Below are 24,495 nucleotides of genomic sequence, written 5' to 3' on the forward strand. Positions count from 1 at the left end.
CCGCTCCTACAAACGAGGTCGCCGATTTTGCCAGCCATGTCCACACGACCCAGCGACACACCCTTGCGCATCGATGACGTCCAGGATGGCGGCGCCGTCCCTGTCGTCCGCTTCGAAGGTGTTTCGATGCGGTACGGACGCGGGCCGGAAACCCTCAGCGATCTCACGTTTACCCTACACCCAGGGTCTTTCCATTTCCTCACCGGACCGTCGGGGGCCGGAAAGAGCTCGCTGCTCAAGCTGATCTACCTGGCCCACCGTGCGTCACGGGGTCGCGTCGAGCTGTTCGGCCGCGACATCAGCCTGACCCGGCCCGAGGACCTGCCCTTCGTGCGCCGCCGGATCGGGGTGGTGTTCCAGGACTTCCGCCTGCTGGACCACCTGTCGGTGTTCGACAACGCCGCCCTGCCGCTGCGCATCGGCGGCCGCAAGCCGGCCAGCTATCGCGACGACGTGGCCGAGCTACTGCAGTGGGTGGGCCTGGGCGACCGCATGCACGCCTTGCCCGCCACCCTGTCGGGCGGCGAGAAGCAGCGCCTGGCCATCGCCCGCGCCGTGGTCGACCGGCCCGACGTGCTGCTGGCCGACGAGCCGACCGGCAACGTCGACCCGGCCATGTCGCTGCGCCTGCTGCGGCTGTTCGTCGAGCTGAACCGCCTGGGCACCACCGTGCTGATCGCCACCCACGACGAGGACCTGGTCGCCCGCGCCAACCGGCCCACCCTGCACCTGGAGCAGGGCCGCCTGGTCGAGTTCGCCGACGAGGAGCCGGATCCGCCCTACGCCTACGAGGACGACGACTACGGCGAGGAGGACGAGGCGTGAGCGAGTTCGTCGTCGCCCGCTGGAAGCCGGGCCAGCTGCTGCCGCCGCGCGACGCCCGTGACGGGTCGCTGGTGTTCGTGGTGGCCGTGCTGTGCTTCCTGGCCTGCCTGACGGCCCTGGCCGCGATCGCCTCGACCCGCGCCGCCACCGGCTGGACCGCCCAGCTGACCGGCTCGGCCACCGTGGTGGTCCGGCCCCGCGCCAGCGAAAGCCCCGACAGCGCCGCCGCCCGCGCCGCCGAGACCCTGTCGGGGGTCAAGGGCGTCAGCGAGGCCCGCGCCTTGCCCAAGGACAAGGCCGAGGCGCTGCTGGAACCTTGGATCGGCCGCGAGGCCCTGATCGCCGACCTGCCCGTGCCGCGGCTGGTGACCCTGGACCTCGATCCGAAGGCCCCGGCTACCGCCGCCGCCCTGACCAAGGCCCTGAAGGACGCCAATGTCGACGCCGTGGTCGACGACCACAGCCGCTGGATCGCCGACATCGAGCACGCCGCCCGCCTGGCCGGCTGGGCCGCCATCGGGGTGTTCGCCCTGATCGCCACGGCGGCGGCCGCCGTGATCGTCTTCGCCACCCGCGCCGCCCTGACCGCGCGGCACGACATCGTCGAGGTCCTGCACCTGTCCGGCGCCGAGGACGGCTTCATCGCCAACCTGTTCCAGAACCGCTTCGCGGGCATGGCCTTCTTCGCCGGCTTGCTGGGCGGGGCCGGGGCGGCCATGATCGGGGCGGCGGCGCGGCTCGTGGGGGGCGGCCAGGGACTGACGCCGGTCCTGCCGCTGGCCTGGATCGATCTCCTGGCGCCCCTGCCCTGTCCGCTGGTGGCGGCGCTGGTGGCCGGGATCGCGGCCCGCGCCGCGTCCCTGCGCCTGTTGAGAGGCATGCCGTGAAGAGCTTCGCAGCGCTGCTGATCGTGGTGATGGTCTGGTTCGTGGGCCTGCTGGCCTTCACCAGCCGCGTCGATCAGTCGACCCCGCCCGCCGAACCGCCCGTGTCCGACGGCGTGGTGGTGCTGACCGGCGCCTCCAACGTGCGGCTGGAGCAGGCGACCAAGCTGCTGGAGGCCGGCAAGGGCAAGCGCCTGCTGATCTCGGGCGTCAACCGCGAGGCCTCGCGCGACGACGTGCTGGGCGTGACCAAGGCCGTGCGGCCGATCTACGACTGCTGCGTCGACCTGGGCTACTCGGCCGCCGACACCATCGGCAACGCCAGCGAGAGCGCCGAGTGGGCCAAGGCCAAGGACTATCACAGCCTGATTGTGGTCACGGCCGATTACCACATGCCCCGCTCGATGCTGGAGCTGCACGCGGCCATGCCCGACGTGGCCCTGCACCCCTACCCCGTCGTCACCGAGAGCCTGAACGCCCACCGCTGGTGGAAAGGCGGCACGAGCGCCCGGCGGATGATCGTGGAATACTGCAAATACCTGGCGATCCTGGGCCGTGAGGCGTTCCTCAGCCTGGGCCCCAAGGACAAGGCCGGTCCCGAGCCGGCGAAGGAAGCGTCTTGATCTATCTGCGTTCGTTCCTGTTCCAGCTGTTCTTCTGGCTGTGGTCGGTGGTCTGGGCGATCGGCATGATCGTGACCTATCCCCTGCCCCGCCGGTTCAACACCTGGTCGCTGACGACCTGGTCCAAGGGCCTGATCTGGGCCCTGCGCTGGCTGGCCGACATCAAGGTCGAGGTGCGCGGTGCCCAGTACAAGCCGACCGGTCCGGCCCTGGTCGCGGCCAAGCACCAGTCGATGTTCGACGTCTTCAGCCAGTTCGCCCTGCTGCCCGACGCCTGCTTCGTGATGAAGAAGGAACTGCTGATGGTGCCGCTGTTCGGCTGGCACGGGCTGAAGGCGCGCATGGTGGTGGTGGACCGCGAAGGCCACTCGACCGCCCTCAAGAAGCTGGTGCGCGACACGGTCGAGCGCATGACGGAGACGCGCCAGGTCGTGATCTTCCCGGAAGGCACGCGCGGCGACGTCGGCGTTCCCGGCGACTACAAGCCCGGCATCGCGGCGCTCTATCGCGAACTGGAGATGCCGGTCACGCCCCTGGCGCTGAACTGCGGCGTCCACTGGCCGCGCGGTTTCCTGCGCCCGCCCGGCACGATCGTGTTCGAATACCTGCCGCCGATCCCCGCCGGCCTGAAGCGCGGCGAGTTCATGCGCGAGCTGCAGACCCGGATCGACACCGCGACCAAGGCCCTGGAGGACGAGGGGCTCTAGGCCGGGGACAGGCCCTCGTGGCGTGTCCCCAAACCGTGGCTCGGCGCTAGCTGATGGGGACACGCCGCGAGGGCATGTCCCCGGCGGAGTCGAAGAAGCCCATCAGCCAGTCGTTGGCCATCAGGTCCAGCACCAGGTGCACCCGGTCGCTCGTCCCGCGATTGGCCACCGCGTGCGGATCGCCCAGGCGCAGGTACCAGGCCTGGCCCTCCTTCATGTCGACGCGCCGGCGGTTGAGCAGGAACTCGACGTCGGGATTGGTCGTCACCGGCACGTGGATGCGGGCCGTGCCGCTCTCGACGCCCAGGTCCAGGTCGGTGTGCTCCTTGATCACCGAGCCGGGCGTCAGCCGCATCAGCCGGACGCTGCGCGCCTCGCAGGCGAAGGCGGCGATCACCGCGCGGAAATAGGGGCAGGCGTCCAGGAACAGCGTGTCGACGAATTCGGTGGCCGTCGGGTCGGAATAGATCATCCGGATCGGATGGGTCTCGCCGGCCGTGCAGCGCAGCGGGATCACGCTCCAGTCGCCCTCGTAGTTCTGGCGCACGAAGTGCGAGGTCCAGGGCGTGGCCGACAGGGCCTCCAGGTCGCGCCGCAGCAGGACCGGGTCGAAGCTCAACGGCAGTTGCAATCTGTCCGGGTAGGCCATCCAGTGACGCTAGTGCGCTTTCGAGCGAAGTGGAAACCGGTTCGCGTGAAGAAAGCGCGCCAAGAGCAAAGCGCTTTCGAGCGGCGCCGCAAGCGGGGATGGCGGAGACGATGACGACGGGCCTGGAGGCGCTGCGCGACCTGATCCTCGACGACGCCGCCCTGTCGCAAGCCCTCGACGCCATCGCCGACCCGGAAGCGTTCGCCGCGCGGGCGGCCGAGGCGGCGCGGGCGGCGGGCCTTCCGGTCGAGGCCGACGAGGTCCGCGCGGCGGTCCGGACCGCATCCATCCCGCCCGCCGAACGCGCGATCGCCCCGCCGGGCTGGCTGCCGGCCGAGGTCTCGGACCTGGACGGCCGGACGGTGGTCGGCTGGCGCTGGTTCGGCCCCCGGCGGCTGACCGCGCCGTTCTACGCCGACGACCTGATGGAGGCCGGCTACCGCCCGCTGAACCGATTGGCGAGGCTGCAGACGCCCCTGCCCGGCCCGGCCGAGCGCTCGGCCCGCCCGCCCGACGGTCTGGTCTTCCACATGTCGCGCTGCGGCTCGACCCTGGCGGCCCAGATGCTGGCGGCCGCGCCCGCCAACGTCGTGATCTCCGAGGCCCCGCCCATCGACGCGGTGCTGCGGCTGGCGATCGAGGACGACGCCAAGGTCGCGGCTTTGCGGGCCATGGTCGCGGCTCTCGGCCAGGCCCGGGCCGGCGAAACCCGCCTGTTCGTGAAACTGGACTGCTGGCACGTGCGCGACCTGCCGCTGTTCCGACGCGCCTTCCCGGACACGCCCTGGGTCTTCGTCTACCGCGAGCCGGTCGAGGTGCTGGTTTCGCACCTGCGCCGCCGGGGCGTGCAGATGATCCCGGAGCTGGTCCCCTCGGCGCGACTGGGCCTGGCGACGCCCGCGACGCCCGACGCCGACTACTGCGCCCAGGTCCTGGCGGCGCTGTGCGAGGCCGCCGCGCGCCACTACCCGGCCGGCGGCGGACGGCTGGTGAACCACGCCGACCTGCCCGAGGCCTTGTTCACGGCGATCCTGCCCGGGTTCGGCGTCGCCCTTTCCGACGACGAGACGACGGCGATGCGCGCGGCCGGCGCCCGCGACGCCAAGGCGCCCGGGCAGGACTATGTCCCGGACGGCGAGGCCAAGCGCCGGGAAGCCGCCGACGACCTGCGGGCGATCAGCGAGCGGCGCGTGGGCGACGCCTACCGGCGGCTCGAAGCTCTACGGGCGGACCAGCCCTAGGCCGTCGCCTCTTCCCGCGCCTCGACCATCTTCAGCAGCGCTTCCATGGCGTGGTCGCGCACCCCGTCTTCGCGGAGGTGCATGACCAGGTCTCGGAGATAGTCGATGTTGCGCCCCGACAGCCCGCTGGCCCCGGCTATCAGCTCGGCCTGCTGCTCCAGGGTCAGGGCCCCGGCCCACTGGCCGTGCTTCATGTCCGAGAGGAAGACCAACGACTTCACCTTGCCGTTCCCGTCGATCTTCAGCTCGGACCAGGCCTCGAAATAGGTCTCGGTCGGCTGCTCGCGTTCGCGCAGATAGGCGTAGACCTCGGGCCACTCGGCGGCGGCCACACGATAGGCCACGCCCCGCACCGCGCCGCCCGGCGCCAGGCCCAGCACCAGACCCGGCCGCTCATAGGTGCCCCGGTGGTGGACCGAATAGATGCAGAAGGCGCGGCGGCGCCCATGGAGCAGAGCCGTTCTTCGCTCTATGAACGGGAACCCGGGCCGCCACATCAGCGATCCATATCCGAACACCCAGCGGTCTTCCCCCTCTGGACCCTTGCCTTCAACGCTCATCAACTGTTCCCGACCGGAGCCGCCTGTTCCATGACCCATAGCGCCGCCGCCCCGTCCCGCAAGCCCCGGCGTCGCGGTCTGCTGGCGCCTTTCGTGATTCTGGCCATCGTCGCCGTCGGCTGGAGCATCGGCTGGGTCTGGCTGCGCGGCCAGGCCGAGCAGCGGATGGACGCCACCGCCCTGTCGCTGAAGTCGCGCGGCTACGACCTGTCATGGGAGAGCCGGACGTTCAGCGGCTATCCGTTCCGCATGGACGTCAAGCTGGTCAACGCCCGCGTCGCCGAGCCGTCCGGCTGGGCCCTGCGCGCGCCGCTGCTGAACGGCGAGGCCAACGCCTACGACATCGGCCACTGGGTGGTGATCGCGCCCCAGGGCGTGATCATGACCCGGCCGATCAACGGCGACGTCCAGATCACCGGCCAGGCCCTGCGCGCCAGCTTCGCCGGCTTCGACCAGTACCCGCCGCGAATCTCGGTCGAGGGGGCGAACCTGGTGTTCACCCCGGTCGCCGGGGCCGCGCCGTTCCCCCTGCTGTCGACGGCCGGCCTGCAGTTGCACGTCCGTCCCGGTCCCGACGACCAGGGCGCGATCTTCTTCGAGGCCAAGGGCGCCAAGGCCCGTTTCACCGGCCTGATGGGCCGTATCGCCGCCGACCGCACCGCCGACCTGATCTGGGACTCCAAGATCAGCAAGATCAGCGCCCTGCACGGGTCCAGCTGGGCCGACGCGGTCAACGACTGGTCCGACGCCGGCGGGACGCTGACGGTGCAGCAGGGCAAGCTGAACGCCGGCGAAGCGCTGCTGGAGGCCAAGTCGGGCGCCCTGACCGTGGACGACGACGGCCGCCTGCAGGGCGCGCTGGACGTCACGGTCCGCGAGGTCCCCACGCCCGACCAGGCGATCCGGAGCCCCGAAGCCGCCGCCGCGGCCCTCGCCCAGGCCCTGGGCCGCGACCCGACCCTGTCGGCGACCCTGCGGTTCGAGAAGGGCCGCACGCGCCTGGGCCTGTTCGACACGGGGCCGGCGCCGCGGGTCTACTAGGCGGCGGCGTCGATCGGTTCGATCGTGGCGATGTCCTCCGCCAGCGCCCGCTTGGCCGTCTCCAGGTCGTAGCGGGTCTGGAGATTGAGCCAGAACTGCGCGGTGGCCCCGAACAGCTTTTCGAGACGCAGGGCCGTATCGACCGTCACCGGCGTCTGGCCGCGCACCAGCTTCTCGATGCGGGGTCGCGCGATGTGCAGACGCGCCGCCGTCTTTCCTGGTGAGAGGCCGAACGGCCTGATGAATTCCTCCAGCAGGATCTCGCCCGGATGAACCGGGGCGAGTTGATCTGTGGGATTACCGGCGATGTGCGAAGCCATCGCTTTCTCCATGATTACAGGTTGCCCCTGATGGCCTAGTGATAGTCCACGAACTCCACGTCGGCCGGACCAGCCTCGGTCCACCTGAACACCAGCCGGAACTGGTCGTTCACGCGGATCGAATGCTGTCCCTGCCGATCGCCCGAAAGCGCCTCCAGCCGATTGCCCGGCGGAATGCGGAGGTCGTCCAGAACAGTCGCCGCTTGCAGCATCTCCAGCTTGCGCTTCGCCGGACGCAGCAGGTCGGAGGGAAACCCCTTGCCGGGATTGATCCCGTCAAAGATCGCCCTCGCCCGCTCGTCCCTGAAGCTCTGGATCGCCATTCGCGTCGCCCGTCCTCGACGTCGAAGCGTATCGCGTCGCGACACGGATTTCAATCGCGATGTGTCACAACGCGATACATCGGGACATGAAACTGGCCACGATCAGAGCAGATCGTTCGCATGGCTTGCATCTCGCCGTTCGCCGAGATCATCGAAATAGGGAAAGTTCTTGCCGGCGACCTGCCCTATTGCGCCTCCGGCGGCAAAGTCTATGGTCCGGCCTCCAATTTCGGGGATAAATCATGGGTAGCGACGCAGGCGACGCGACGCCTTCGCTGGACGAGGTCCGATGGCGTATCGACGCCATCGACGGTGAGCTTCTGGCCCTGCTGGACGAGCGGGCGGGTCTGGCGCGCGCGGTGGCGGCGGCCAAGCAGGCGGCCGGCGACACGGGCTTCGGCCTGCGCCCCGGCCGCGAGGCCCTGATCGTCCGTAAGCTGGTCGAAGCGCCCCGCAAGGCCGCCAGCGACGCCCTGGTCATCCGCATCTGGCGCGAGCTGATGTCCGACAGCCTGACGCGCCAGGGTCCCTATCACCTGACCGTCTGGGGCGGCTCCAATCCCGCCCGCGCCGTCGAGCTGACCCGCCTGCGCTTCGGCGTCGCGCCGCCGATGAAGGTGGTCGCCACCGACAAGGAAGCCCTGGCCGCCGCCAAGACGCCGTGGGGCGTCTCGGTCCTGGGCCTGGCGCCCGACAGCGCCTGGTGGGGCCGCCTGCTGGCCGAGCCGAAGCTGAAGATCTTCGCCGCCCTGCCCTGCCTGGAACGCTGGGGCCCGCAGGCCGCCTTCGCCGTGGCCGAGGTCGAGGTCGAGCCCACCGGCGGCGACCAGACCTTCTGGGTGACCGACAGCGCCAAGGACGCCGGGGCCATCATCGACGCCCTGTCGAACGACGGCGTGGCCGCCGAGCTGGTCGCCGAGGCCGGCGGACTGAAGCTGTTCTCGCTGCTGGGCTTCTACCAGGCCGGCGACGAGCGCCTGGCCCGCGCGCCCGGCTCCCTGACGGGCGTCATCGGGGCTGCGCCCACACCGTTCGACGTGTAAGAAGACCGCCTCTTCGTTGCCCGAGTTTTCTCGATGACCGCTCCGACCACCGACCGCTTCGCCGCGCCTCGCCCCACGCCCAAGCCGGGCATCCTCGACATCGCCGCCTATGTGGGCGGCAAGTCGAAGATCGAGGGCGTCGCCCATCCGGTGAAGCTGTCGAGCAACGAGAACGTCCTGGGCAGCAGCGACAAGGCCAAGGCCGCGTATCGCGACGCCGTCGACCGGATGCACATCTATCCGGACGGCAAGGGCGCGGCCCTGCGCGCCGCCATCGCCGCCCACTACCGGCTGGAAGTCGAGCGCATCACCCTGGGCGACGGCTCGGACGAGATTTTCGCCCTGCTGAACCAGGTCTATCTCGAGCCCGGCGACAACATCGTCCAGGGCGAGCACGGCTTCGCCGCCTACGCCATCGGGGCCCGCGCCTGCCAGGGCGAGGTCCGCTTCGCCAAGGAGCCGGGCCAGCGCGTCGATGTGGACGAGGTGATCAAGTGCGTGGACGAGCGCACCCGCCTGGTGTTCATCGCCAACCCGGCCAACCCGACCGGCACCTGGCTGACGGGCGAGGAGATCCGCGCCCTGCACGCCGCCCTGCCGCCGTCGGTGGTGCTGGTGCTGGACGGCGCCTATGCCGAGTTCTGCACGGACCCGCGCTTCGAGGACGGGCTGGACCTGGCCCGCACGGCCGAGAACGTCATCGTCACCCGCACCTTCTCCAAGCTGCACGGCCTGGCCGCCCTGCGCGTGGGCTGGGGCTATGGCCCGGCGGGGATCATCGAGCCGCTGGAGCGCATCCGCCCGCCGTTCAACACCTCGATCCCGGCTCAGGACGCCGCCATCGCCGCCCTGGCCGACACCGAGTTCCAGCAGCGCTCGGTCGCCCTGGTCGAACAGTGGCGCCCCTGGCTGGCCCAGCAGATCGGCGGGCTGGGCCTGGAGGTCACGCCGTCGGCCGCCAATTTCGTGCTGGTCAACTTCCCGGCCAAGGCCGGCAAGACCGCCCTGGAGGCCGAGGCCTTCCTGGCGTCGAAGGGCTATCTGGTCCGCGCCGTCGCCAACTACGGCCTGCCGAACGCCATCCGGATCACGATCGGCCTGGAAGAGCACAACCGGGCCGTGGTCGAGCTGCTGCGCGAGTTCGTGACCCGATGAGCCATCCGGGCGTGCTCTATCCGAAGATGACCGTGATCGGCTGCGGCCTGATCGGCGGCTCGATCATCCGCGCGGCCCGCGAACACGGGGTGGTCGGCCAGGTCACCGTGGCCGACGCCAGCGAGGCCCACCGCGCCCGCGTGGCCGAGCTGGGCCTGGCCGAGCACGTGACCGGCGACATCGCCGAGGCGGTCAAGGACGCCGACCTGGTGGTCATCGCCACACCGGTGCTCTCGACCCCCGAGGTCGTCGCCGCCCTGGCCCCGCACATGAAGGCCGGCGCCACCCTGACCGATGTCGGCTCGACCAAGGCCAATGTGGGCGAGGCCTTCCGCGCCCAGGGCGAGGCCCTGTCCAAGGTGTTCGTCATCCCCGGCCACCCGATCGCCGGCACCGAGCAGTCGGGCCCGGACGCCGGTTTCGCGGAGCTCTTCGAGAACCGCTGGACCATCCTGACCCCGGCCGAGAGCGACGACGAGCACTACGCCGCCGCCGTCGCCAAGCTGTCGGCCTTCTGGCGCGCCTTCGGGGCCCAGGTCGAGCTGATGGACGAGAAGCACCACGACCTGGTGCTGGCCGTCGTCAGCCACCTGCCCCACCTGATCGCCTATACGATCGTGGGCAGCGCCGCCGACCTGGAGAACGTCACCGAGAGCGAGGTGATCAAGTTCTCGGCCTCGGGCTTCCGCGACTTCACCCGCATCGCCGCCAGCGACCCGACCATGTGGCGCGACATCTTCGTGGCCAACAAGGACGCGGTGCTGGAGATGCTGGGCCGGTTCACCGAGGACCTGCAGGCCATGAGCCGCGCCATCCGCTGGGGCGACGCCGACACGCTGCACGCCCACTTCACCCGCACCCGCGCCATCCGTCGCGGCATCGTGGCGGCGGGCCAAGAAAGCGCCGAGCCTAACTTCGGCCGCGACCGCGGGAAGCACTAGGGCATGGACCGGCAGCGCCTCCTCGGTCTGGCGCTCTGCGCCGCCGCCTTGGTGCTGATCGTGTGGGGACTGTCCGCCTCCGGGATCATCAGGATCGATTTTCCCCCGGCCGAGCGCGCGCCCGCCAAGCCGAAGCCGGTCACCATCAGCATCGACGGAAGAGGCGGAGTCTCCGTCCGGGACGGCGCGCCGGATCAGCCCGCCGCGAACGCCGCCCCGGGCGCGAAGCGCTAGGCGCCGTCGCCGCAATCCCGCCTAACGCCGAAATATGGCCGCAACATACCGCGTCGATGGTCCGCGCCAAGGGACGTCCCGGAAGGAAACCACATGAACCGCAAGATCGTCGCGCTGACCCTCTCGGCGCTGACCACCCTGGCCGCCGGCTCGGCCCTGGCTCAGATGCCGTCGCCCGAGACCATCCACAAGGCCTGGGACAAGAACGCCGACGGCGTGGTCGACAAGGCCGAGTGGGTCGCCGCCGGCCGCAAGGAAGAACGCTTCGCCCTGGTCGACGCCGACGGCGACGGCAAGATCACGGTGGAAGAGCTGACGACCGCCATGTCGAAGATGAAGGCCCGCCGCCAGCAGCAGGGCGACGCCCCGGCCGCGACGCCGCCGGCCGACCACTAGGACCCGACGCGGCGTGGCTTTTCGGTCACGCCGCGAACAACCTTAACCGGAGCCCCCTTCCCTTCGTTGGGCGAACGCTGTAATCGCCCGCCTCCCGAAGGATGAGGACCATGGCGCACAAAGCCCCGACCTACCTGCCCACGTTCATCGCGCTCGACCGCCAGGTCGAGGGTACGAACGCGCGCGCGTCGGAGGGGATCACGGTCTAGGGTTCGTCTGAACTCGGGATGCACGTAGGAACCCCTCCTGGCCTGGCCGGAGGGGTTTCTTCGTTTTGTGCGAGAGGCTTTCCGACCAAGTCGCCAGGAGGGGCGGTTTGAAAAGGAGAAGCCCATGAGCGGCTTCACACACATCGAAAGCGACGGGGCGCCGATCAAGGCGTGGACCCAAGGGGTGCCAATCGAGGACTCCGCCCTCAAGCAGCTGCGCAACGTCGCGGCCCTGCCCTTCATCCACAAGCACGTCGCGGTCATGCCCGACGTGCACTGGGGGATGGGGGCGACGGTCGGGTCGGTGATCCCCACCGTGGGGGCGATCATCCCGGCCGCCGTGGGGGTCGACATCGGCTGCGGGATGATGGCGGTGCGCACCTCGATCCGCGCCGAGCACCTGCCCGACAACCTGTTCGGCGTCCGCTCGGACATCGAGGCGGCGGTGCCGCACGGTCGTACCGACAACGGCGGGCGCAATGACAAGGGGGCCTGGCAAACCGAGCCCCCGGCAGTCGCGGCCGCGAAGTGGGAAGGCCTGAAGGCCGGCTACGACGACGTCGTGGCCCGGCACCCGAAGGCGGCCCACCCGCGCGGCTACGGCCACCTGGGGACCCTGGGGACCGGGAACCACTTCGTCGAGCTGTGCCTCGACGAGGCGGGCGACGTCTGGGTGATGCTGCACTCCGGCTCGCGCGGGGTGGGGAACCGGTTCGGGACCTACTTCATCGAGCGGGCCAAGCACGAGATGCGGCGCTGGTACATCAACCTGCCGGATGAGGACCTGGCCTACTTCGCCGAAGGCAGCGAAGGGTTCATCGACTACGTCCGGGCGGTGTCCTGGGCGCAGAAGTACGCCCTGGCCAACCGGGAGGTGATGATGGAGCAGGTCCTGGACGTGCTGCGCAGGACCTTCCCCGACCTCGTGACCACGCAGCATGCGGTGAACTGCCACCACAACTACGTGTCGCGGGAAAAGCACTTCGGCAAGGACGTGTTCCTGACCCGCAAGGGGGCGGTCTCGGCCAAGGACGGGGAGCTGGGGATCATCCCGGGCTCGATGGGCGCCAAGTCGTTCATCGTGCGCGGCCGGGGCAACCCGGACTCGTTCTGCACGTGCTCGCACGGGGCCGGACGGGCGATGAGCCGGAACGAAGCCAAGCGCCGGTTCACGATCGCCGACCATGTGGCCGCCACCGCCGGCGTCGAGTGCCGCAAGGACGCCGACGTGATCGACGAAACGCCGATGGCCTACAAGGACATCGACGCCGTCATGGCCGCCCAGAGCGACCTGGTGGACATCGTCCACACGCTGCGTCAGGTCGTTTGCGTGAAGGGCTAGCGGACGCCGTCCGGTCTCGCGACCGGGCGGCGTTTCGCGTTCAGCCTATTGGAACAGCTGGAAGATCACCGAGCTGACGACGCCGGTGGCGACGGCCGCCAGGACCACGTCGTTGTCGACCCGGACATACTGATAGCCGCGCGGCGGGGCGCCCAGGCCGTAGTGGCGGTAGTCGACCACATAGGCCTTGCCGCGATAGCTGGCCGGCAGCCGGTCGCCGCGATGCCATTGGCGGGCCTGGTAGCCGCGCGGCGGCTGATAGCGGCCGGGAGCCTTGTAGCGCTTGGACGCGTGGCGTTCCCACTGGCTGTCGTGGCGGTCGTCATGACGGTCGTTGTCGTGGCGGTCGCGGTCGTTGTAGCCCTGCTGCTGGTGCTGGTCGGGACGCTGCGGACCCGGCTGGGCGCTGGCGACGCCGGCCGAAGCCACGATGGACAACGCGATCGCGGCGGTCAGGAACTTCTTCATGGCTCTTGTCTCCTCGCCGGCGGGCCGCCGCGCTTGGCGACCTCGTCCTGACGTATCGGTTATGCGCGACGGCGCTTGAGCCGCGACTGAACGTCAGCCACGGCCAAGGTTCATCCTGGCGACACCGTGCGACCGCAATCTCTCGACGCGGTGACGAAAGCGGGGCCGTTTGGTTGCGGCCCCGCTGCTAAGTTTCAGATGGGAAATCGAGTGCGCCGATCGATGCTCGGATCAGGTGATCCGCTTGGCGCTGGGCGGGTCGCTGGCCGGGAAGCTTTCCTCCAGGCTCTCGTCGATCAGGGCCTCCTGGCGGTCCTCGGCCGCCTCAAGGTGCTCGCCCAGCTGGTCGTGCTTTTCGCCTTCCGGCGCCGGCTCGACGGCCCGGCTGGTCGGCGTCTCCTCGGTCTGGAAGGCTTCCTTGACGTCGGTCTCGGAGACCCGGTCTTCGGGGTGACCGGGCTGACCCAGGTCCTGGGCCTGGGAATAATCGCCCAGCACGCCGGGACGCGAGCCGTCTTGCGGCGCGGTTTTGTCGGTCATTGGAAATGTCCTTGGGTTGGACCCGATCAACGGCTGCGTCCGCTCCCCTGTTCCATGGCGACGCTTTCGGAAATCATATAAGGATATCTTTATGTGATTTTCGGACGGACGCCGCCATGCCCTTGGATCTCGCCAATTTCGCCCTGTTCACCGTGGCGGCCACGGTGCTGCTGGGCTCGCCGGGACCCGGCATCGCCGCCCTGATCTCGGTCGGCCGCCGCAAGGGCTTGGTCGGCGGCCTGGGCTTCTACGGCGGCCTGCAGGTCGGCCTGGCGGCGGCCGCCGCGATCTCGGCGGCGGGCCTGTTCTCGGCGGTCCAGGCCCTGCCGTTCGCCCAGCGCGGCCTGGCGATCGTCGCCACCGTCTACCTGTTGTTCCTAGCCTGGAAGATCGCGACCGCGCCGGTGGGCGAAGCATCCGAGGCCCAGCCCTCCGGCTTCGCCGAAACCGCCCTGGGCGGCGCGCTGCTGGGCGTCACCAATCCGAAGGCCTACATCGCCTTCGCCTCGCTGATGGCCGCCTATCCCATCGCCCGCCGAAGCCCGCCCCTCGACCTGGGGATCAAGTGGTCGATCTGCGTGGCCGTGATGGTGGTGGTCGACCTGGCCTGGCTGGCCCTGGGCGTCGCGGTGGGCAAGGCCCGCCTGTCGCCGAAGGCCGAGCGGGCGATGAACGGGATCATGGGCGGGCTGATCGTGGCGACCGCCCTGCTGGCGTTCCTCTAGCGGGCGCCTAGCGGGCCTTCAGCTCGGTCAGTTCCCAGGCGTCGCCCACCTTGTGGAACTTGAACGCCACGCGGCTGCCCGGCGTCAGCGGCGCCTCGGCCAGGATGTCGCCATAGGCCTGGAACGCCGTGCGCCCCGGGGCAAGCTTGGCCGCGCTCGCGCCCTCGTGATCGAGCGTTACCGACTGGCCGTCGAGGACGGCGATCACGCCGATCGAGTCGTATTCAGGGCTGGTCGGAAGGGCCGCCGGCGCCGTCATCGGAGCTTCCGATGCGGTTTTCGCCGGCTTGCCCGGTCCGCAGGCAGAGAGCGCCGTCACAGCCACAATTGCCGATATGATCTTTATTTTCATGGCTTTAGAAGAATTCACGAGTCAACGGATCGATCCGAACACGTCCCTCATACAAGGTTTTTTGCCGCAGGTGCGAAATCGATCACGAATGTGGTAGCGATTTTGTGATCGAGGTTTTACTCTAGAGGAGCCGGCGCCTCTCCACGCCGGTCGTCGAGAAACGCCAGACCCGCCCAGCAGAGCGCGCCGATCCTAGCGGACACGATCCCTAGCGACCCTGGCGCGCCCCGTGAAGCCGGCCTTGCGCCTTTCGAAAGTTCTGGAGGGGGCCCGGCCCGGAATTTCCGGCCGTCCGAGACGATGGACCTGATGAGCGAACGCGGCGCTTTCTTCGACCTGACCTCCTCGCGGAGCGTCGCCTACGACACGGTGATCTCCTCGCACGATCGGGTCGAGATCCCCGTTGACGCGCCGCTGGCCATGCCGGTCCAGCCCCTGGGCTTCTGGCAGGGCGAGGCCAAGCCGGCCGCGACCGCCAAGGAGAACCTGGTCCTGCGCCGCTGGGGCGTGTTCGTCGCCACCGCGATCATGGCCTTCGCCGGCTGGAAGGCCACCTACGACACCATCGCCCTGGGCGGCGTGACCCGCCTGGAAGCCATCGTCCTGACCCTGCTGGTCCCGCTGTTCCTGGCCCTGGCCCTGTGGTTCTGCACCGCCGTGGTCGGCTTCGTGGTCCTGCTGGGCAAGCCCAAGGACCCGCTGGGCATCGACGACGGCGAGGCCTCGCCCATGCCCAAGCCCAAGGCCCGCACGGCCATCCTGATGCCGGTGCACAACGAGGACGCCGCCGAGGTGTTCGCCCGCCTGCGCGCCATGGACGCCTCGATCGCCGAGACCGGCAACAGCCGCGCCTTCGACATCTTCATCCTCAGCGACACCCGCGACGCCGCCGTGGCCCTGGCCGAGCAGGCCTGCTTCGCCCGCTTCCGCCGCGAGGCCTCCAGCCACGTCTTCTACCGCAAGCGCACCCAGAACACGGGCCGCAAGGCCGGCAACATCGCCGACTGGGTCGCCCGCTGGGGCGGCGACTACGAGCACATGCTGGTGCTGGACGCCGACAGCCTGATGACCGGCGAGGCCATGGTCCGCCTGGCCGACGCCATGGAGCGTCACCCGCGCGTGGGCCTGATCCAGACCATGCCGATGATCATCAACGGCCAGACGATCTTCGCCCGCACCCTGCAGTTCGCCACGCGCCTGTACGGCCGCGTCGCCTGGACGGGCCTGGCTTGGTGGTCGGGTTCGGAGAGCTCGTTCTGGGGCCACAACGCGATCGTCCGCACCCGCGCCTTCGCCGAGACCTGCGGCCTGCCCGAGCTGAACGGCCCCAAGCCGTTCGGCGGCGAGGTGATGAGCCACGACGCCCTGGAGAGCGCCCTGCTGCGCCGCGGCGGCTGGGGCGTGCACCTGGCTCCGTATCTGGGCGGCTCGTACGAGGAGAGCCCCTCCAACCTGCTGGACTTCGCCACCCGCGACCGCCGCTGGTGCCGGGGCAACGTGCAGCACATCCCGCTGGTCGGCCTGCCCGGCCTGCACTGGATGAGCCGCCTGCACCTGGTGATCGGCGTGCTCAGCTACGTGCTGTCGCCCCTGTGGTTCGTGGCCCTGTCGGCCGGCATCATCTCGCGCATGCTGATGCCCGAGCTGAAGAAGGCCGCCTTCACCATGGCCGACCTGCAGGCCGCGGCCCACGCCCTGATCGACTGGCGCGAGATCCAGGCCACCGCCTGGGCGATGATCATCACCTTCGTGCTGCTGTTCGGCCCCAAGATCCTGGGCTCGATCCTGGTCTTCTCGCGTCCGAACGAGATCAAGGGCTTCGGCGGCCGTCGCCGGATCATGGCCGGCCTGGGCGTCGAGATGCTGCTCTCGGCCCTGGTCGCCCCGATGCTGATGTTCACCCAGACCCGCGCCCTGGTCGAGATCCTGGCCGGCAAGGTCGGCGGCTGGGCGACCCAGCGCCGCGACGCCGACAAGGTCACCGGCAGCGAAGCCTTCGCCGCCATGGGCTGGATCAGCGTCGCCGGCCTGGCCCTGGCCGTGGGCTTCTGGTTCACGCCCGACCTGCTGACCGCCACGGCCCCGATCCTGGCCGGCCTGATCCTGGCCGTGCCGCTGACCATGCTGGGCGCCCACAAGGTCGCCGGCCTGGGCCTGAAGGCCAACGGCCTGTTCATGACCCCGGAAGAGCGCCGCCCGCCGGCCATCGTCCGCGCGGCCCTGGGCCCGGCCTGCGAACCGCCGGTCCGCTGGTTCAGCCGCCAGCCGGCTCCGGCCCTCGCCGCCGAACAGACGGCGGAGCGTAACGCCGCCTAGCCACCGCTTTGGGGATCTTGCGAGCCGGACGCTCTTAGCGTCTGGCCGCTTTCCTCGCGCCGGAGTAGAAGCGCGCTTCGTCATCCCTAACGGAGCGCCCGCCGTGTCGCGCCTCTTCAGCGCCTATGTGATCGTCGACTGGAGCGCGGCGGCCAAGCCGACCACCGGGGCGGACTCCGTGTGGATCGGCGTGATGAAGCGCGACGTGCGGTTCCGCCTGACCTTCGAGAGCTTCAACCCGGCCACCCGCCAGGAGGCCGAGACCAAGCTGGCCGCGATCCTGGACGACCTGAAGAAGCGCAACGAGCGGGCCCTGGTCGGCTTCGACTTCCCGCTGGGCTTCCCGCGCGGCTTCTCCCAGGCCCTGGCCCTGAAGGGCGACCATCCCTGGCGCGCGGTCTGGGACCAGCTGAACAAGATGGTCAAGGACAAGGCCGACAACACCAACAACCGCTTCGGCGTCGGCTCGGAGCTGAACCGCCGGCTGACCGGCGGCCCCTTCCCCTTCTGGGGCTGCCCGCCCAAGGACACCCTGACGACCCTGCAGCCCAAGAAGGCCCGCGAGCACGGCCCCGACGATCTGCCGGAATTCCGCCACGCCGACGTGGCCGCCCAAACGCCCAAGGGCGGAGGCGCGGCCTCGATCTGGAAGCTCTATTACAACGGCTCGGTCGGCGGTCAGGCGATCGTCGGCATCCCGGCCGCGCGCCGGCTGAAGGACGCCCGCGGCGACGCCGCCCGCGTCTGGCCGTTCGAGACCGGCTTTAAGCCCCTGACCGAGGCCGACCTCGAGGGCGTCCAGGTGGTGATCGCCGAGGTCTATCCCTCGCTGGTCAAGGCCACCCCCGCCCCCGGCGAGGTCAAGGACGCCGCCCAGGTGCGCGCCCTGGCCGAGCATTTCGCCAAGCTGGACGAGGCCGGCAAGCTGGCCGCCCTGTTCGGGCCGGGCAAGGATGCGCCGGCGGATGTGGTTGCGGACGCGGAGACGGAAGAGGGCTGGATCTTGGGGGCGCCGATCTAGTCGCCTTCTTCCCTACCGCTCCATCACGTCCAGCATCCGGTACCGGCCCAGCAGGAAGCCCGCCGCCACGAAGCTGGTGACGATCACCGACACCACGATGCCGTTGACGCCCATCTTCATCGGCAGGGCCAGCCACCAAGCCAGGGGCCCCATGATCAGGGCGTAGCTGATCATGTGGGTGCCGGCGGGGATCCACACCTCGCCTCGCGCCCGCAGGGCCTGGGCGCAGACCACCTGCACGGCGTCGGGCACCAGGAACAGGCAGGTCAGGGCCAGCGCCGGGGCGATCAGGGCCAGGGCGGCCGGGTCGCTGGTATAGGCCCCGCCCACCAGGTGGCGCAGCGGATACAGCAGCACCGCCACCAGCAGGGCGAAGACGGCCGTGACGCCGAAGGCGATCCAGCCGGCCCGGCTCATGCCCCGGCTGTCGCGCGCGCCGAACGCCCGGCCCACCTGCACGGCGGTGGCGGTCGACAAGCCCAGCGGGACCATGAAGATCACCGCCGCCACGTTCAGCACCACCGCCCAGGCGGCGACGTTCAGCCCGCCCAGCCAGCCGGCCACCAGGCTCATGCCGGCGAAGGCCGAGACCTCGAACAGGTTGGACGTCCCCGCCCCGTAGCCGACCCGGCGCTGCTCCTTGGCGGCGGCCGGATCGTGGGCGGGCTTGTCGAACACGCCCAGGGCCCGGGCGTCCTTCAGGCGCACGATCACCACGGCCAGCATCAGGGCGAAGACGCTGCGGGCCACGAAGGTCGACCAGGCCGCCCCCACCGCGCCCAGGGCCGGCAGGCCGAACGTGCCCGGCACCAGCAGCAGGTTGACGCCCAGGTTCACCAGGTTGGCGATCCACATGTTGATGGTGACCAGGCCCGGCCGCCCCAGACCCTCCAGCCAGAAGCTGAGCGCCACGCTCAACGCATAGGGCGTCATCGACAGCGAGAAGACGATCAGGGGCGCGGTGGCGCCGTCGGCCAAGGCCTTCTCGATGCCGGCGTGGTGCAGCAGCGGCGGCGCGGCCAGGACCAGCAGGACCGAGCCGGCCAGGCCCAGCCAGAAGGCGTAGACCACGCCCCGGCGCAGCACCGCCCCCGCCTCGTGCGGCCGCCCCGCCCCCATGGCGCGCGAACCCATCACCTGGGTCCCCACCAGCAGGCCGACGGTCACGGTGACGAAGATCGAGGTCGGCGCCCAGGCCATGGCGTGGAAGCCCAGCTGGCGGGCCGAGAAGTGCCCCACCACGATGGCGTCGGTCAGCCCCATGATCATGATGCCCAGGCGCGACAGCACCACAGGCCCGGCCAGGCGCAGCAGTTCGATCAGGTCGGAGACAATGACGCCGTGCGGCTTCCCAGGGCGGGGAGCCGGCGCGGCCGCGGGACGCGACATGTTCAGGGCCTTTCAAAGAGGCCGGGAAGGTGACCGATGCCCGCGCTTTGGGCAACCCCGGTCCCGCCGGTGGCGCTTGGAACATCCGGCCGTCCCGCCGGTTTCGCCGTCTCAGCTTCAGGAGCCTTGAGATGTCCGACGTCGAAACCCCGGAATTCGAAGCCGCCGCCGACCGCGTCGCCCAGGCCGAGCGTGACATCCAGGCCCCGCTGGACGCCAAGGAAGAGCGGTCGTTCAAGGCCAAGGACGAGGAAAAGGAAAAGCCCGCCATGCAGGCCGGCGCCCGGCCCTATCCCGCCCCACCCTTCCCGGAACAGCATCAGGTCAAGCCGGGGATCGAGGCCAGGCTGGACCCCGCCCCGATGTACGACGCGCCGTTCTACAAGGGCTCGGGCAAGCTGGAGGGCAAGGTCGCCCTGATCACCGGAGCCGACAGCGGCATCGGCCGCGCCGTGGCCGTGCTGTTCGCCCGCGAAGGCGCCGACGTCGCCATCGGCTATCTGGACGAGGCGGAGGACGCCGAGGCCACGCGCCTGGCCGTCGAGATGGAGGGCCGCCGCGCCATCCTGCTGCCCGGCGACGTCGCCGACCCGGCCTACGCCAAGACCGCCGTCGAGCGCACCGTCGCTGAACTCGGCAAGCTGGACATCCTGGTGAACAACGCCGCCTTCCAGGAGCACGTGCTGGATTTCGAGGACCTGACGGTCGAGCACTTCGACCGCACGCTGAAGACCAACCTCTACGGCTACTTCCACATGGCCCAGGCGGCGGTGAAGGTGATCCCGCCGGGCGGGGCGATCGTCAACACCGGCTCGATCACCGGCATCGAGGGCAACAAGGACCTGCTGGACTATTCCCTGACCAAGGGCGGCATCCACGCCTTCACCCGGTCGCTGGCCACGCACCTGATCGACAAGGGCATCCGGGTCAACGCCGTGGCCCCCGGCCCGGTCTGGACGCCCCTGAACCCCGCCGACAAGCTGGGACCGCAGGTAGCCCAGTTCGGCGGCAAGACCCCGATGAGGCGTCCCGCCCAGCCGGAGGAGATCGCGCCGGCCTACGTGTTCCTCGCCTCGCCCCAGACCTCCAGCTACATCACCGGCGAGGTGCTGCCGATCATCGGAGGATACGGCGGCGGCTAGCCCCCGCGCGGCCTTAACCTTGGCCGCTAACGAACGGCTAAACACGACCGTTTAGGTTGCTCCACAAGCGCAAAACGCGCCCTCGGCCGCACCTCATCCCTTGGAATGGGCCGAACCTGGAACCGGACCGTCGATGGCGTTGAACAGCATCAACACGAATGTCGGGGCGATGATCGCCCTGCAGTCGCTGAACGCGATCAACCGCGACCTGTCCGACACCCTGCGCCACATCTCGACCGGCCTGGCGATCTCCAGTCCCAAGGACAATCCCGCCGTCTGGGCCATCGCCCAGAACCAGCGCGCCGAGTCCAAGTCGCTGGACGCCGTGCGCGCCTCGCTGCAGCGCGGCCAGTCGATCACCGACGTCGCACTGGCGGCCGGCGAGACGGTCACCGACCTGCTGACCCAGATGCGCGAGAAGATGCTGGCGGCCTCGGACACCAGCCTGTCCACGGCCAACCGCAAGGCCCTGAACGACGACTACCTGAACCTCAAGCGCCAGATCGACCGCACCGTGGGCGCCGCCGACTTCAACGGGATCAACCTGATCTCGTCGGGCTCGACCGGCCAGATCCGCGCCCTGGCCAACGCGGACGCCACCGACACCGTCGACGTCGACCACGTGGACCTGTCGACCACCGGTTCGGCCCTGTCGGGCATGCGCGCCGACCTGCTGGGCGCGCCGATCAGCGCCGCCGAGATAAAGGCCATGGGCGGGGCGATCGACAACGTCACCGCGGCCCTGTCGACCCTGGGCACGCGCGCCTACGCCCTGCAGACCCACATGACCTTCATCGACAAGCTGCAGGACACGCTGGACGCCTCGGTCGGCCGCCTGGTCGACGCCGACATGGCCAAGGAAGCCACCAAGCTCCAGGCCCTGCAGATCAAGCAGCAGCTGGCGATCAAGGCGCTGAGCATCGCCAATTCCGGACCCAGCTACCTGCTGAAGCTGTTCGGCGGCTAATGCGGCCTAGTGCGGCCAGGCCTCGGTCAGGACCTTGGCCGGCGGCCCGCCCTTCTTCCAGCTGACCTCCAGGGCCGGCTCCTTCGGCCGCCCCTCGGCGAACAGCTCGTAGATCACCTGGCCGTCGTCCTCTGTGCTCTCGATCACCCGCACGGGCGCGATGTTCGGGACCGCCTTCACGGCGGCGTCGCGCACCGGCTGGGGCGTGGCGGACCAGGCGATGTCGCGCTGGGTCTCGACGATCTTCCAGCCCTTGCCCGTCTCCAGCAGGTCGAACTCGATCTCGGTGCCGTCCGGCAGCACGCCCTCGACGTCGTAGTAGCGGCGGTCCTCGCGTTCCTTCAGCTCGGCCCCGGTGATCTTCAGCCCGGGCGCGGCGGCGGTCACCACCTTGACCACCGCCGGCGGCAGGTCGGCGGGCGCGACGGCGGTGATCTTGGTCTCGTAGGCGGCCGCGATCCCGGCGGGCGCCGCCAAGGCCAGGGCGAGGACGAGGGTCCGGGCGAAGGTCGAACGCGGGGGCATGGCGGCTATCCTTCCAGGGGGAGCTGTCGGCGAGGCCCAGTATGCCCCAGATTGCGGCGAACGCTTGAACCCGACGGATCCTGACGCATCGCCTGCCCGTGCTAAGCAGGGGCGTAACCCAGTGAGTCCCCATGGCCCAGCATCTCGCCCTCCTGTCCCTGCTCGTCCGCGACTATGACGAGGCCCTGGCCTTCTATGTGGGCAAGATGGGCTTTTCCCTGGTCGAGGACAGCGAGCTGGGCGGCGGCAAGCGCTGGGTCGTGGTCGCGCCCGGCGCGGTCGGCACGCGGTTCCTGCTGGCCAAGGCCGGCGACGAGCGGCAGGCGGCGGCGATCGGCGGCCAGGGCGGCGGCCGGGTCTGGCTGTTCCTGCACACCGACGCCTTCGAGGCCGACCACGCCCGGCTGAGCGCCGCCGGGGTGAGGTTCCTCGAGGAACCCCGGCACGAGGCCTACGGCAGCGTGGCCGTGTTCGAAGACCTCTACGGCAACCGCTGGGACCTGCTGCAGCCCAAGACCAAGGCCTGATACCCATGCGTCGGATCCTCGCCCTCCTGCTGGTCGCCTGCGCGGCCCTGTTCGCCCAGCCCGCCCTGGCCCTGCCCGTCTCGGCCCGGCCCGCGCCGTTGCGGGTGCTGTACCTGGACCAGTCGGTCGGCTGGAAGCACGCCCCGGTCGCCCGACCCGCCGACGGCGGCCTGGCCCCGTCCGAGACCGCGATGATCGCCATCGGCCAGGAGAGCGGCGTCTTCACCGCCGAGGTCACCCAGGACGCCCGCGAGATCACGCCCGAACGTCTGGCCAAGGTGGACGTGCTGGTGCTCTACACCACCGGCGCCCTGCCGCTGTCGCCGGAAGCCTGGGCCGAGGTCCAGAAGCGGGTGGCGGCCGGCAAACTGGGCTTCGTCGGCCTGCACAGCGCCACCGACACCGGCTGGCCCTATGACGGCCCCGGCGAGACCTACACTCGGTTCATCAACGGCCACTTCGCCGGCCATCCCTGGACCCAGGGCACGCCGATCCGCGTCGAGACCCTGGACCCCGACGCGCGGCTGACCGCCATGTGGTCCGTCAGCTTCGACTACGCCGAGGAGATCTACCAGCACAGCGACTTCGACCCGTCGAAGGTGCGCGTGCTGCAGACCCTGGACTTCGCCGGCACGGCCCTGAAGCGCCCCTACGCCGTGCCGATCGCCTGGGCCCGCCAGATCGGCCAGGGCCGACTGTTCTTCACCAATCTGGGCCACACGCCCTCGACCTGGAACGATCCGCGCTTCGAGGCGCAGATCATCGAGGCCGTGCTGTGGACCGGCGGCCGCACCGACGGCGACGCCACGCCCGATCCCCTGCGCCAGTTCCTGTGGCAGCTGAAGGCCCTGCTGGGTTACGAGCCCGCCCCCGGCCGCGACGACAAGGCGATCATCGGTCGCCTGCTGAAGATGGACCCCGTCTGGCAGAAGGCCACGGCCCAGCGCATCGCCGACCTGCGGGCGGTCTATCCCAACAAGCCCGACATCGACCGCGCCCCGTTCGACGCGGCCTACAAGGCGGTGCTGGCCGAGGTGCTGGCCAAGGGCGGCGTCCGCTAGGCGTCGAACGCCTCCGCCGCCAGCCCCCGCAGGTGCTCGGCGACGTCGGCCGGCCAATCGGCGATCCGCGCGGCGAAACCCTCGGCGTCGCCGGCGAACAGGGCGCGGCTCATGGCCTCGAAGCCCGGGCGGTCGCCAGCCATGACCGAGGCGAAGCGGTAGGCCGCCTCGCGGGCGGCGCGGCGGCGGTCCGGCCCCTCGCTCTCGCGGCGGGCGGCCTCGACCAGCTTGCGCAGGGCGACCGAGGCCCCGCCCGGCTGGGCGGCCAGCCATTCCCAGTGGCGCGGCAGCAGGGTCACCTCGCGCGCCGTGACGCCCAGCTTGGGGCGTCCCCGACCGCGCGGCGCGGCGTCGCCTTCGCCCAGCCGCAGGGCGATGTCCCAGGGCCCGCCGCGCAGATCGAAGTCCACCTGGCGGCCTTCGGGATCGAAGATCAGCAACGAGGCTTCGGGCGACTGGGCAAGCCTAGCCTGGGCGGCCACGGCCACTTCCAATTTGGGACCGGCCGCGAGCCGGCGCTCGCCCTCGAACACGACATAGCCGCTCATCGCCGCAGCCCCTCGGCGTGCAGGGTCGTCCGCCAGTGCTCGCGGCGCTCGACCAGCAGCGAGGCCCGGCCCAGCCGTTCCAGGCCCTTGTCGTCCAGCACCTCCAGCACCTCGAATCCGAAAGCCGCCTCGCCGTGGGCGTTCCAGGCCTGCTGCAGGGTCGGGCTGGTGTGGCCGCCGGTCCGCAGGGCGAACCAGACGCCGTTCCGGCGGGTGGACAGGTCGGGCGTGCCGCCGATCCAGACCTCGCCCGTGGCGGCGCAGCGGACGGCGTAGATCCCCGCCTGGACCTCGCGCTCCTTGTAGTCGCGCACCAGGGCGCGTCGATCGTTCGTCGTTTCCATGCGCGCTTTTTACCCGGGTATTTTATCGAGTCAATATTACCCGGATATATTTCTCGCCCGCCGGTGCGCTGGTTCAA

30 protein-coding genes are annotated in these 24,495 nt (G+C 70.1%); 19 read left to right on the forward strand and 11 right to left on the reverse strand.

The features are described 5' to 3' along the window. Positions 1–63 precede the first annotated feature (63 nt). The 4 genes from ftsE to WAE60_RS16435 are packed head-to-tail and all read left to right on the forward strand — an operon-like array spanning position 64 to position 3,039. The gene (gene ftsE, locus WAE60_RS16420; protein WP_231499547.1) at positions 64–825 is read left to right on the forward strand and encodes a cell division ATP-binding protein FtsE; all 762 of its coding nucleotides are present in this window, start codon (positions 64–66) and stop codon (positions 823–825) included. Continuing rightward, positions 822–1,712, forward strand: coding sequence for an ABC transporter permease (locus WAE60_RS16425; RefSeq protein WP_337687553.1), 891 nt, complete (start codon positions 822–824; stop codon positions 1,710–1,712). Before ftsE ends, WAE60_RS16425 begins: the two co-directional genes overlap by 4 nt. After that, complete coding sequence (locus tag WAE60_RS16430) at positions 1,709–2,332, forward strand: YdcF family protein (protein WP_337687554.1); 624 nt, start codon at positions 1,709–1,711, stop codon at positions 2,330–2,332. Before WAE60_RS16425 ends, WAE60_RS16430 begins: the two co-directional genes overlap by 4 nt. After that, on the forward strand, positions 2,329–3,039 hold the full coding sequence (locus WAE60_RS16435; protein WP_029916952.1) for a 1-acyl-sn-glycerol-3-phosphate acyltransferase: 711 nt from the start codon (positions 2,329–2,331) through the stop codon (positions 3,037–3,039). Before WAE60_RS16430 ends, WAE60_RS16435 begins: the two co-directional genes overlap by 4 nt. Before the next feature lie 46 nt (positions 3,040–3,085). Here WAE60_RS16435 and WAE60_RS16440 read toward each other — a convergent pair whose 3' ends face one another. Next, positions 3,086–3,670 (reverse strand): aspartyl/asparaginyl beta-hydroxylase domain-containing protein, encoded by a 585-nt coding sequence (locus tag WAE60_RS16440; protein WP_337687555.1) that lies wholly within the window; start codon positions 3,668–3,670, stop codon positions 3,086–3,088. A gap of 128 nt (positions 3,671–3,798) precedes the next feature. Between WAE60_RS16440 and WAE60_RS16445 the strand changes: the two genes are divergently transcribed. Next, positions 3,799–4,929: an aspartyl beta-hydroxylase gene (locus WAE60_RS16445; RefSeq protein ID WP_337687556.1), complete on the forward strand. Its 1,131-nt coding sequence runs from the start codon at positions 3,799–3,801 to the stop codon at positions 4,927–4,929. Here the strand turns inward: WAE60_RS16445 and WAE60_RS16450 are convergent. Then, positions 4,926–5,489 carry a gamma-glutamylcyclotransferase gene (locus tag WAE60_RS16450; protein WP_337687557.1) on the reverse strand — a complete coding sequence of 188 codons (564 nt, stop codon included), beginning with the start codon at positions 5,487–5,489 and terminating at the stop codon, positions 4,926–4,928. The genes WAE60_RS16445 and WAE60_RS16450 overlap by 4 nt on opposite strands. A gap of 30 nt (positions 5,490–5,519) precedes the next feature. Between WAE60_RS16450 and WAE60_RS16455 the strand changes: the two genes are divergently transcribed. Then, complete coding sequence (locus WAE60_RS16455; protein ID WP_029916961.1) at positions 5,520–6,530, forward strand: DUF2125 domain-containing protein; 1,011 nt, start codon at positions 5,520–5,522, stop codon at positions 6,528–6,530. On the opposite strand, the gene WAE60_RS16460 is transcribed toward WAE60_RS16455, so the two are convergent. Beyond that, positions 6,527–6,850: a HigA family addiction module antitoxin gene (locus WAE60_RS16460; RefSeq protein ID WP_029916963.1), complete on the reverse strand. Its 324-nt coding sequence runs from the start codon at positions 6,848–6,850 to the stop codon at positions 6,527–6,529. The two genes, WAE60_RS16455 and WAE60_RS16460, sit on opposite strands and share 4 nt — an antisense overlap. 35 nt (positions 6,851–6,885) lie before the next feature. Beyond that, positions 6,886–7,173 carry a type II toxin-antitoxin system RelE/ParE family toxin gene (locus WAE60_RS16465; RefSeq protein ID WP_029916966.1) on the reverse strand — a complete coding sequence of 96 codons (288 nt, stop codon included), beginning with the start codon at positions 7,171–7,173 and terminating at the stop codon, positions 6,886–6,888. Positions 7,174–7,415: 242 nt separating this feature from the next. On the opposite strand from WAE60_RS16465, the gene WAE60_RS16470 reads away from it, so the two are divergent. From WAE60_RS16470 to WAE60_RS16495, 6 genes are all read left to right on the forward strand, one after another. Next, the gene (locus tag WAE60_RS16470) at positions 7,416–8,216 is read left to right on the forward strand and encodes a chorismate mutase (protein WP_029916968.1); all 801 of its coding nucleotides are present in this window, start codon (positions 7,416–7,418) and stop codon (positions 8,214–8,216) included. Between the two features lie 33 nt (positions 8,217–8,249). Continuing rightward, a complete protein-coding gene (hisC, locus tag WAE60_RS16475; protein WP_337687558.1) occupies positions 8,250–9,371 on the forward strand; it encodes a histidinol-phosphate transaminase in 1,122 nt (373 codons plus the stop codon). After that, positions 9,368–10,312, forward strand: coding sequence for a prephenate/arogenate dehydrogenase family protein (locus WAE60_RS16480; RefSeq protein WP_029916972.1), 945 nt, complete (start codon positions 9,368–9,370; stop codon positions 10,310–10,312). The genes hisC and WAE60_RS16480 overlap by 4 nt, the downstream gene beginning before the upstream one ends. A gap of 3 nt (positions 10,313–10,315) precedes the next feature. Beyond that, positions 10,316–10,546, forward strand: coding sequence for a hypothetical protein (locus WAE60_RS16485; RefSeq protein WP_337687559.1), 231 nt, complete (start codon positions 10,316–10,318; stop codon positions 10,544–10,546). 93 nt (positions 10,547–10,639) lie between these two features. Next, on the forward strand, positions 10,640–10,942 hold the full coding sequence (locus WAE60_RS16490) for an EF-hand domain-containing protein (protein ID WP_029916977.1): 303 nt from the start codon (positions 10,640–10,642) through the stop codon (positions 10,940–10,942). A 333-nt stretch (positions 10,943–11,275) separates the two neighbouring features. After that, positions 11,276–12,493 (forward strand): RtcB family protein, encoded by a 1,218-nt coding sequence (locus tag WAE60_RS16495; protein ID WP_029916979.1) that lies wholly within the window; start codon positions 11,276–11,278, stop codon positions 12,491–12,493. Between the two features lie 45 nt (positions 12,494–12,538). On the opposite strand, the gene WAE60_RS16500 is transcribed toward WAE60_RS16495, so the two are convergent. Together WAE60_RS16500 and WAE60_RS16505 are read right to left on the reverse strand one after the other, a co-directional pair. Next, positions 12,539–12,961 carry an RcnB family protein gene (locus tag WAE60_RS16500; protein ID WP_337687560.1) on the reverse strand — a complete coding sequence of 141 codons (423 nt, stop codon included), beginning with the start codon at positions 12,959–12,961 and terminating at the stop codon, positions 12,539–12,541. 231 nt (positions 12,962–13,192) lie between these two features. Beyond that, positions 13,193–13,501: a hypothetical protein gene (locus WAE60_RS16505; protein WP_337687561.1), complete on the reverse strand. Its 309-nt coding sequence runs from the start codon at positions 13,499–13,501 to the stop codon at positions 13,193–13,195. 116 nt (positions 13,502–13,617) lie between these two features. Here WAE60_RS16505 and WAE60_RS16510 point away from each other — a divergent pair, with 116 nt between their 5' ends. Continuing rightward, positions 13,618–14,226 carry a LysE family translocator gene (locus tag WAE60_RS16510; RefSeq protein ID WP_337687562.1) on the forward strand — a complete coding sequence of 203 codons (609 nt, stop codon included), beginning with the start codon at positions 13,618–13,620 and terminating at the stop codon, positions 14,224–14,226. Positions 14,227–14,233: 7 nt separating this feature from the next. Here the strand turns inward: WAE60_RS16510 and WAE60_RS16515 are convergent, their stop codons facing one another. Next, positions 14,234–14,485, reverse strand: a complete 252-nt coding sequence (locus WAE60_RS16515) for a copper-binding protein (RefSeq protein WP_337687563.1) — start codon at positions 14,483–14,485, stop codon at positions 14,234–14,236. Positions 14,486–14,887: 402 nt separating this feature from the next. Here WAE60_RS16515 and mdoH point away from each other — a divergent pair, with 402 nt between their 5' ends. Both mdoH and WAE60_RS16525 read left to right on the forward strand, forming a co-directional pair. Continuing rightward, entirely contained in the window at positions 14,888–16,894 is a 2,007-nt protein-coding gene (gene mdoH, locus WAE60_RS16520) for a glucans biosynthesis glucosyltransferase MdoH (protein ID WP_035019036.1), read from the forward strand. Positions 16,895–16,997: 103 nt separating this feature from the next. Beyond that, complete coding sequence (locus WAE60_RS16525; protein WP_337687564.1) at positions 16,998–17,915, forward strand: cobalamin biosynthesis protein CbiG; 918 nt, start codon at positions 16,998–17,000, stop codon at positions 17,913–17,915. Between the two features lie 12 nt (positions 17,916–17,927). Here the strand turns inward: WAE60_RS16525 and WAE60_RS16530 are convergent, their stop codons facing one another. Further along, positions 17,928–19,304 carry an MATE family efflux transporter gene (locus tag WAE60_RS16530; protein ID WP_029916994.1) on the reverse strand — a complete coding sequence of 459 codons (1,377 nt, stop codon included), beginning with the start codon at positions 19,302–19,304 and terminating at the stop codon, positions 17,928–17,930. A gap of 131 nt (positions 19,305–19,435) precedes the next feature. On the opposite strand from WAE60_RS16530, the gene WAE60_RS16535 reads away from it, so the two are divergent. Continuing rightward, positions 19,436–20,446 (forward strand): SDR family oxidoreductase, encoded by a 1,011-nt coding sequence (locus WAE60_RS16535; RefSeq protein WP_337687565.1) that lies wholly within the window; start codon positions 19,436–19,438, stop codon positions 20,444–20,446. Positions 20,447–20,579: 133 nt separating this feature from the next. After that, entirely contained in the window at positions 20,580–21,413 is an 834-nt protein-coding gene (locus tag WAE60_RS16540; protein WP_337687566.1) for a flagellin, read from the forward strand. A gap of 6 nt (positions 21,414–21,419) precedes the next feature. On the opposite strand, the gene WAE60_RS16545 is transcribed toward WAE60_RS16540, so the two are convergent. Then, entirely contained in the window at positions 21,420–21,938 is a 519-nt protein-coding gene (locus tag WAE60_RS16545) for a hypothetical protein (protein ID WP_337687567.1), read from the reverse strand. Between the two features lie 131 nt (positions 21,939–22,069). Here WAE60_RS16545 and WAE60_RS16550 point away from each other — a divergent pair, with 131 nt between their 5' ends. Together WAE60_RS16550 and WAE60_RS16555 are read left to right on the forward strand one after the other, a co-directional pair. Beyond that, on the forward strand, positions 22,070–22,465 hold the full coding sequence (locus WAE60_RS16550; protein WP_337687568.1) for a VOC family protein: 396 nt from the start codon (positions 22,070–22,072) through the stop codon (positions 22,463–22,465). Positions 22,466–22,470: 5 nt separating this feature from the next. Next, the gene (locus WAE60_RS16555) at positions 22,471–23,526 is read left to right on the forward strand and encodes a ThuA domain-containing protein (protein WP_029917002.1); all 1,056 of its coding nucleotides are present in this window, start codon (positions 22,471–22,473) and stop codon (positions 23,524–23,526) included. Here the strand turns inward: WAE60_RS16555 and WAE60_RS16560 are convergent. Next, positions 23,523–24,074, reverse strand: coding sequence for a DUF2239 family protein (locus WAE60_RS16560; RefSeq protein ID WP_337687569.1), 552 nt, complete (start codon positions 24,072–24,074; stop codon positions 23,523–23,525). The genes WAE60_RS16555 and WAE60_RS16560 overlap by 4 nt on opposite strands. Beyond that, complete coding sequence (locus tag WAE60_RS16565; protein ID WP_029917006.1) at positions 24,071–24,418, reverse strand: GIY-YIG nuclease family protein; 348 nt, start codon at positions 24,416–24,418, stop codon at positions 24,071–24,073. The genes WAE60_RS16560 and WAE60_RS16565 overlap by 4 nt, the downstream gene beginning before the upstream one ends. Positions 24,419–24,495: the final 77 nt, after the last annotated feature.

Origin of the sequence: Caulobacter sp. CCG-8, from assembly GCF_037402475.1 — a bacterium.
Taxonomy (GTDB): Bacteria; Pseudomonadota; Alphaproteobacteria; order Caulobacterales; family Caulobacteraceae; genus Caulobacter.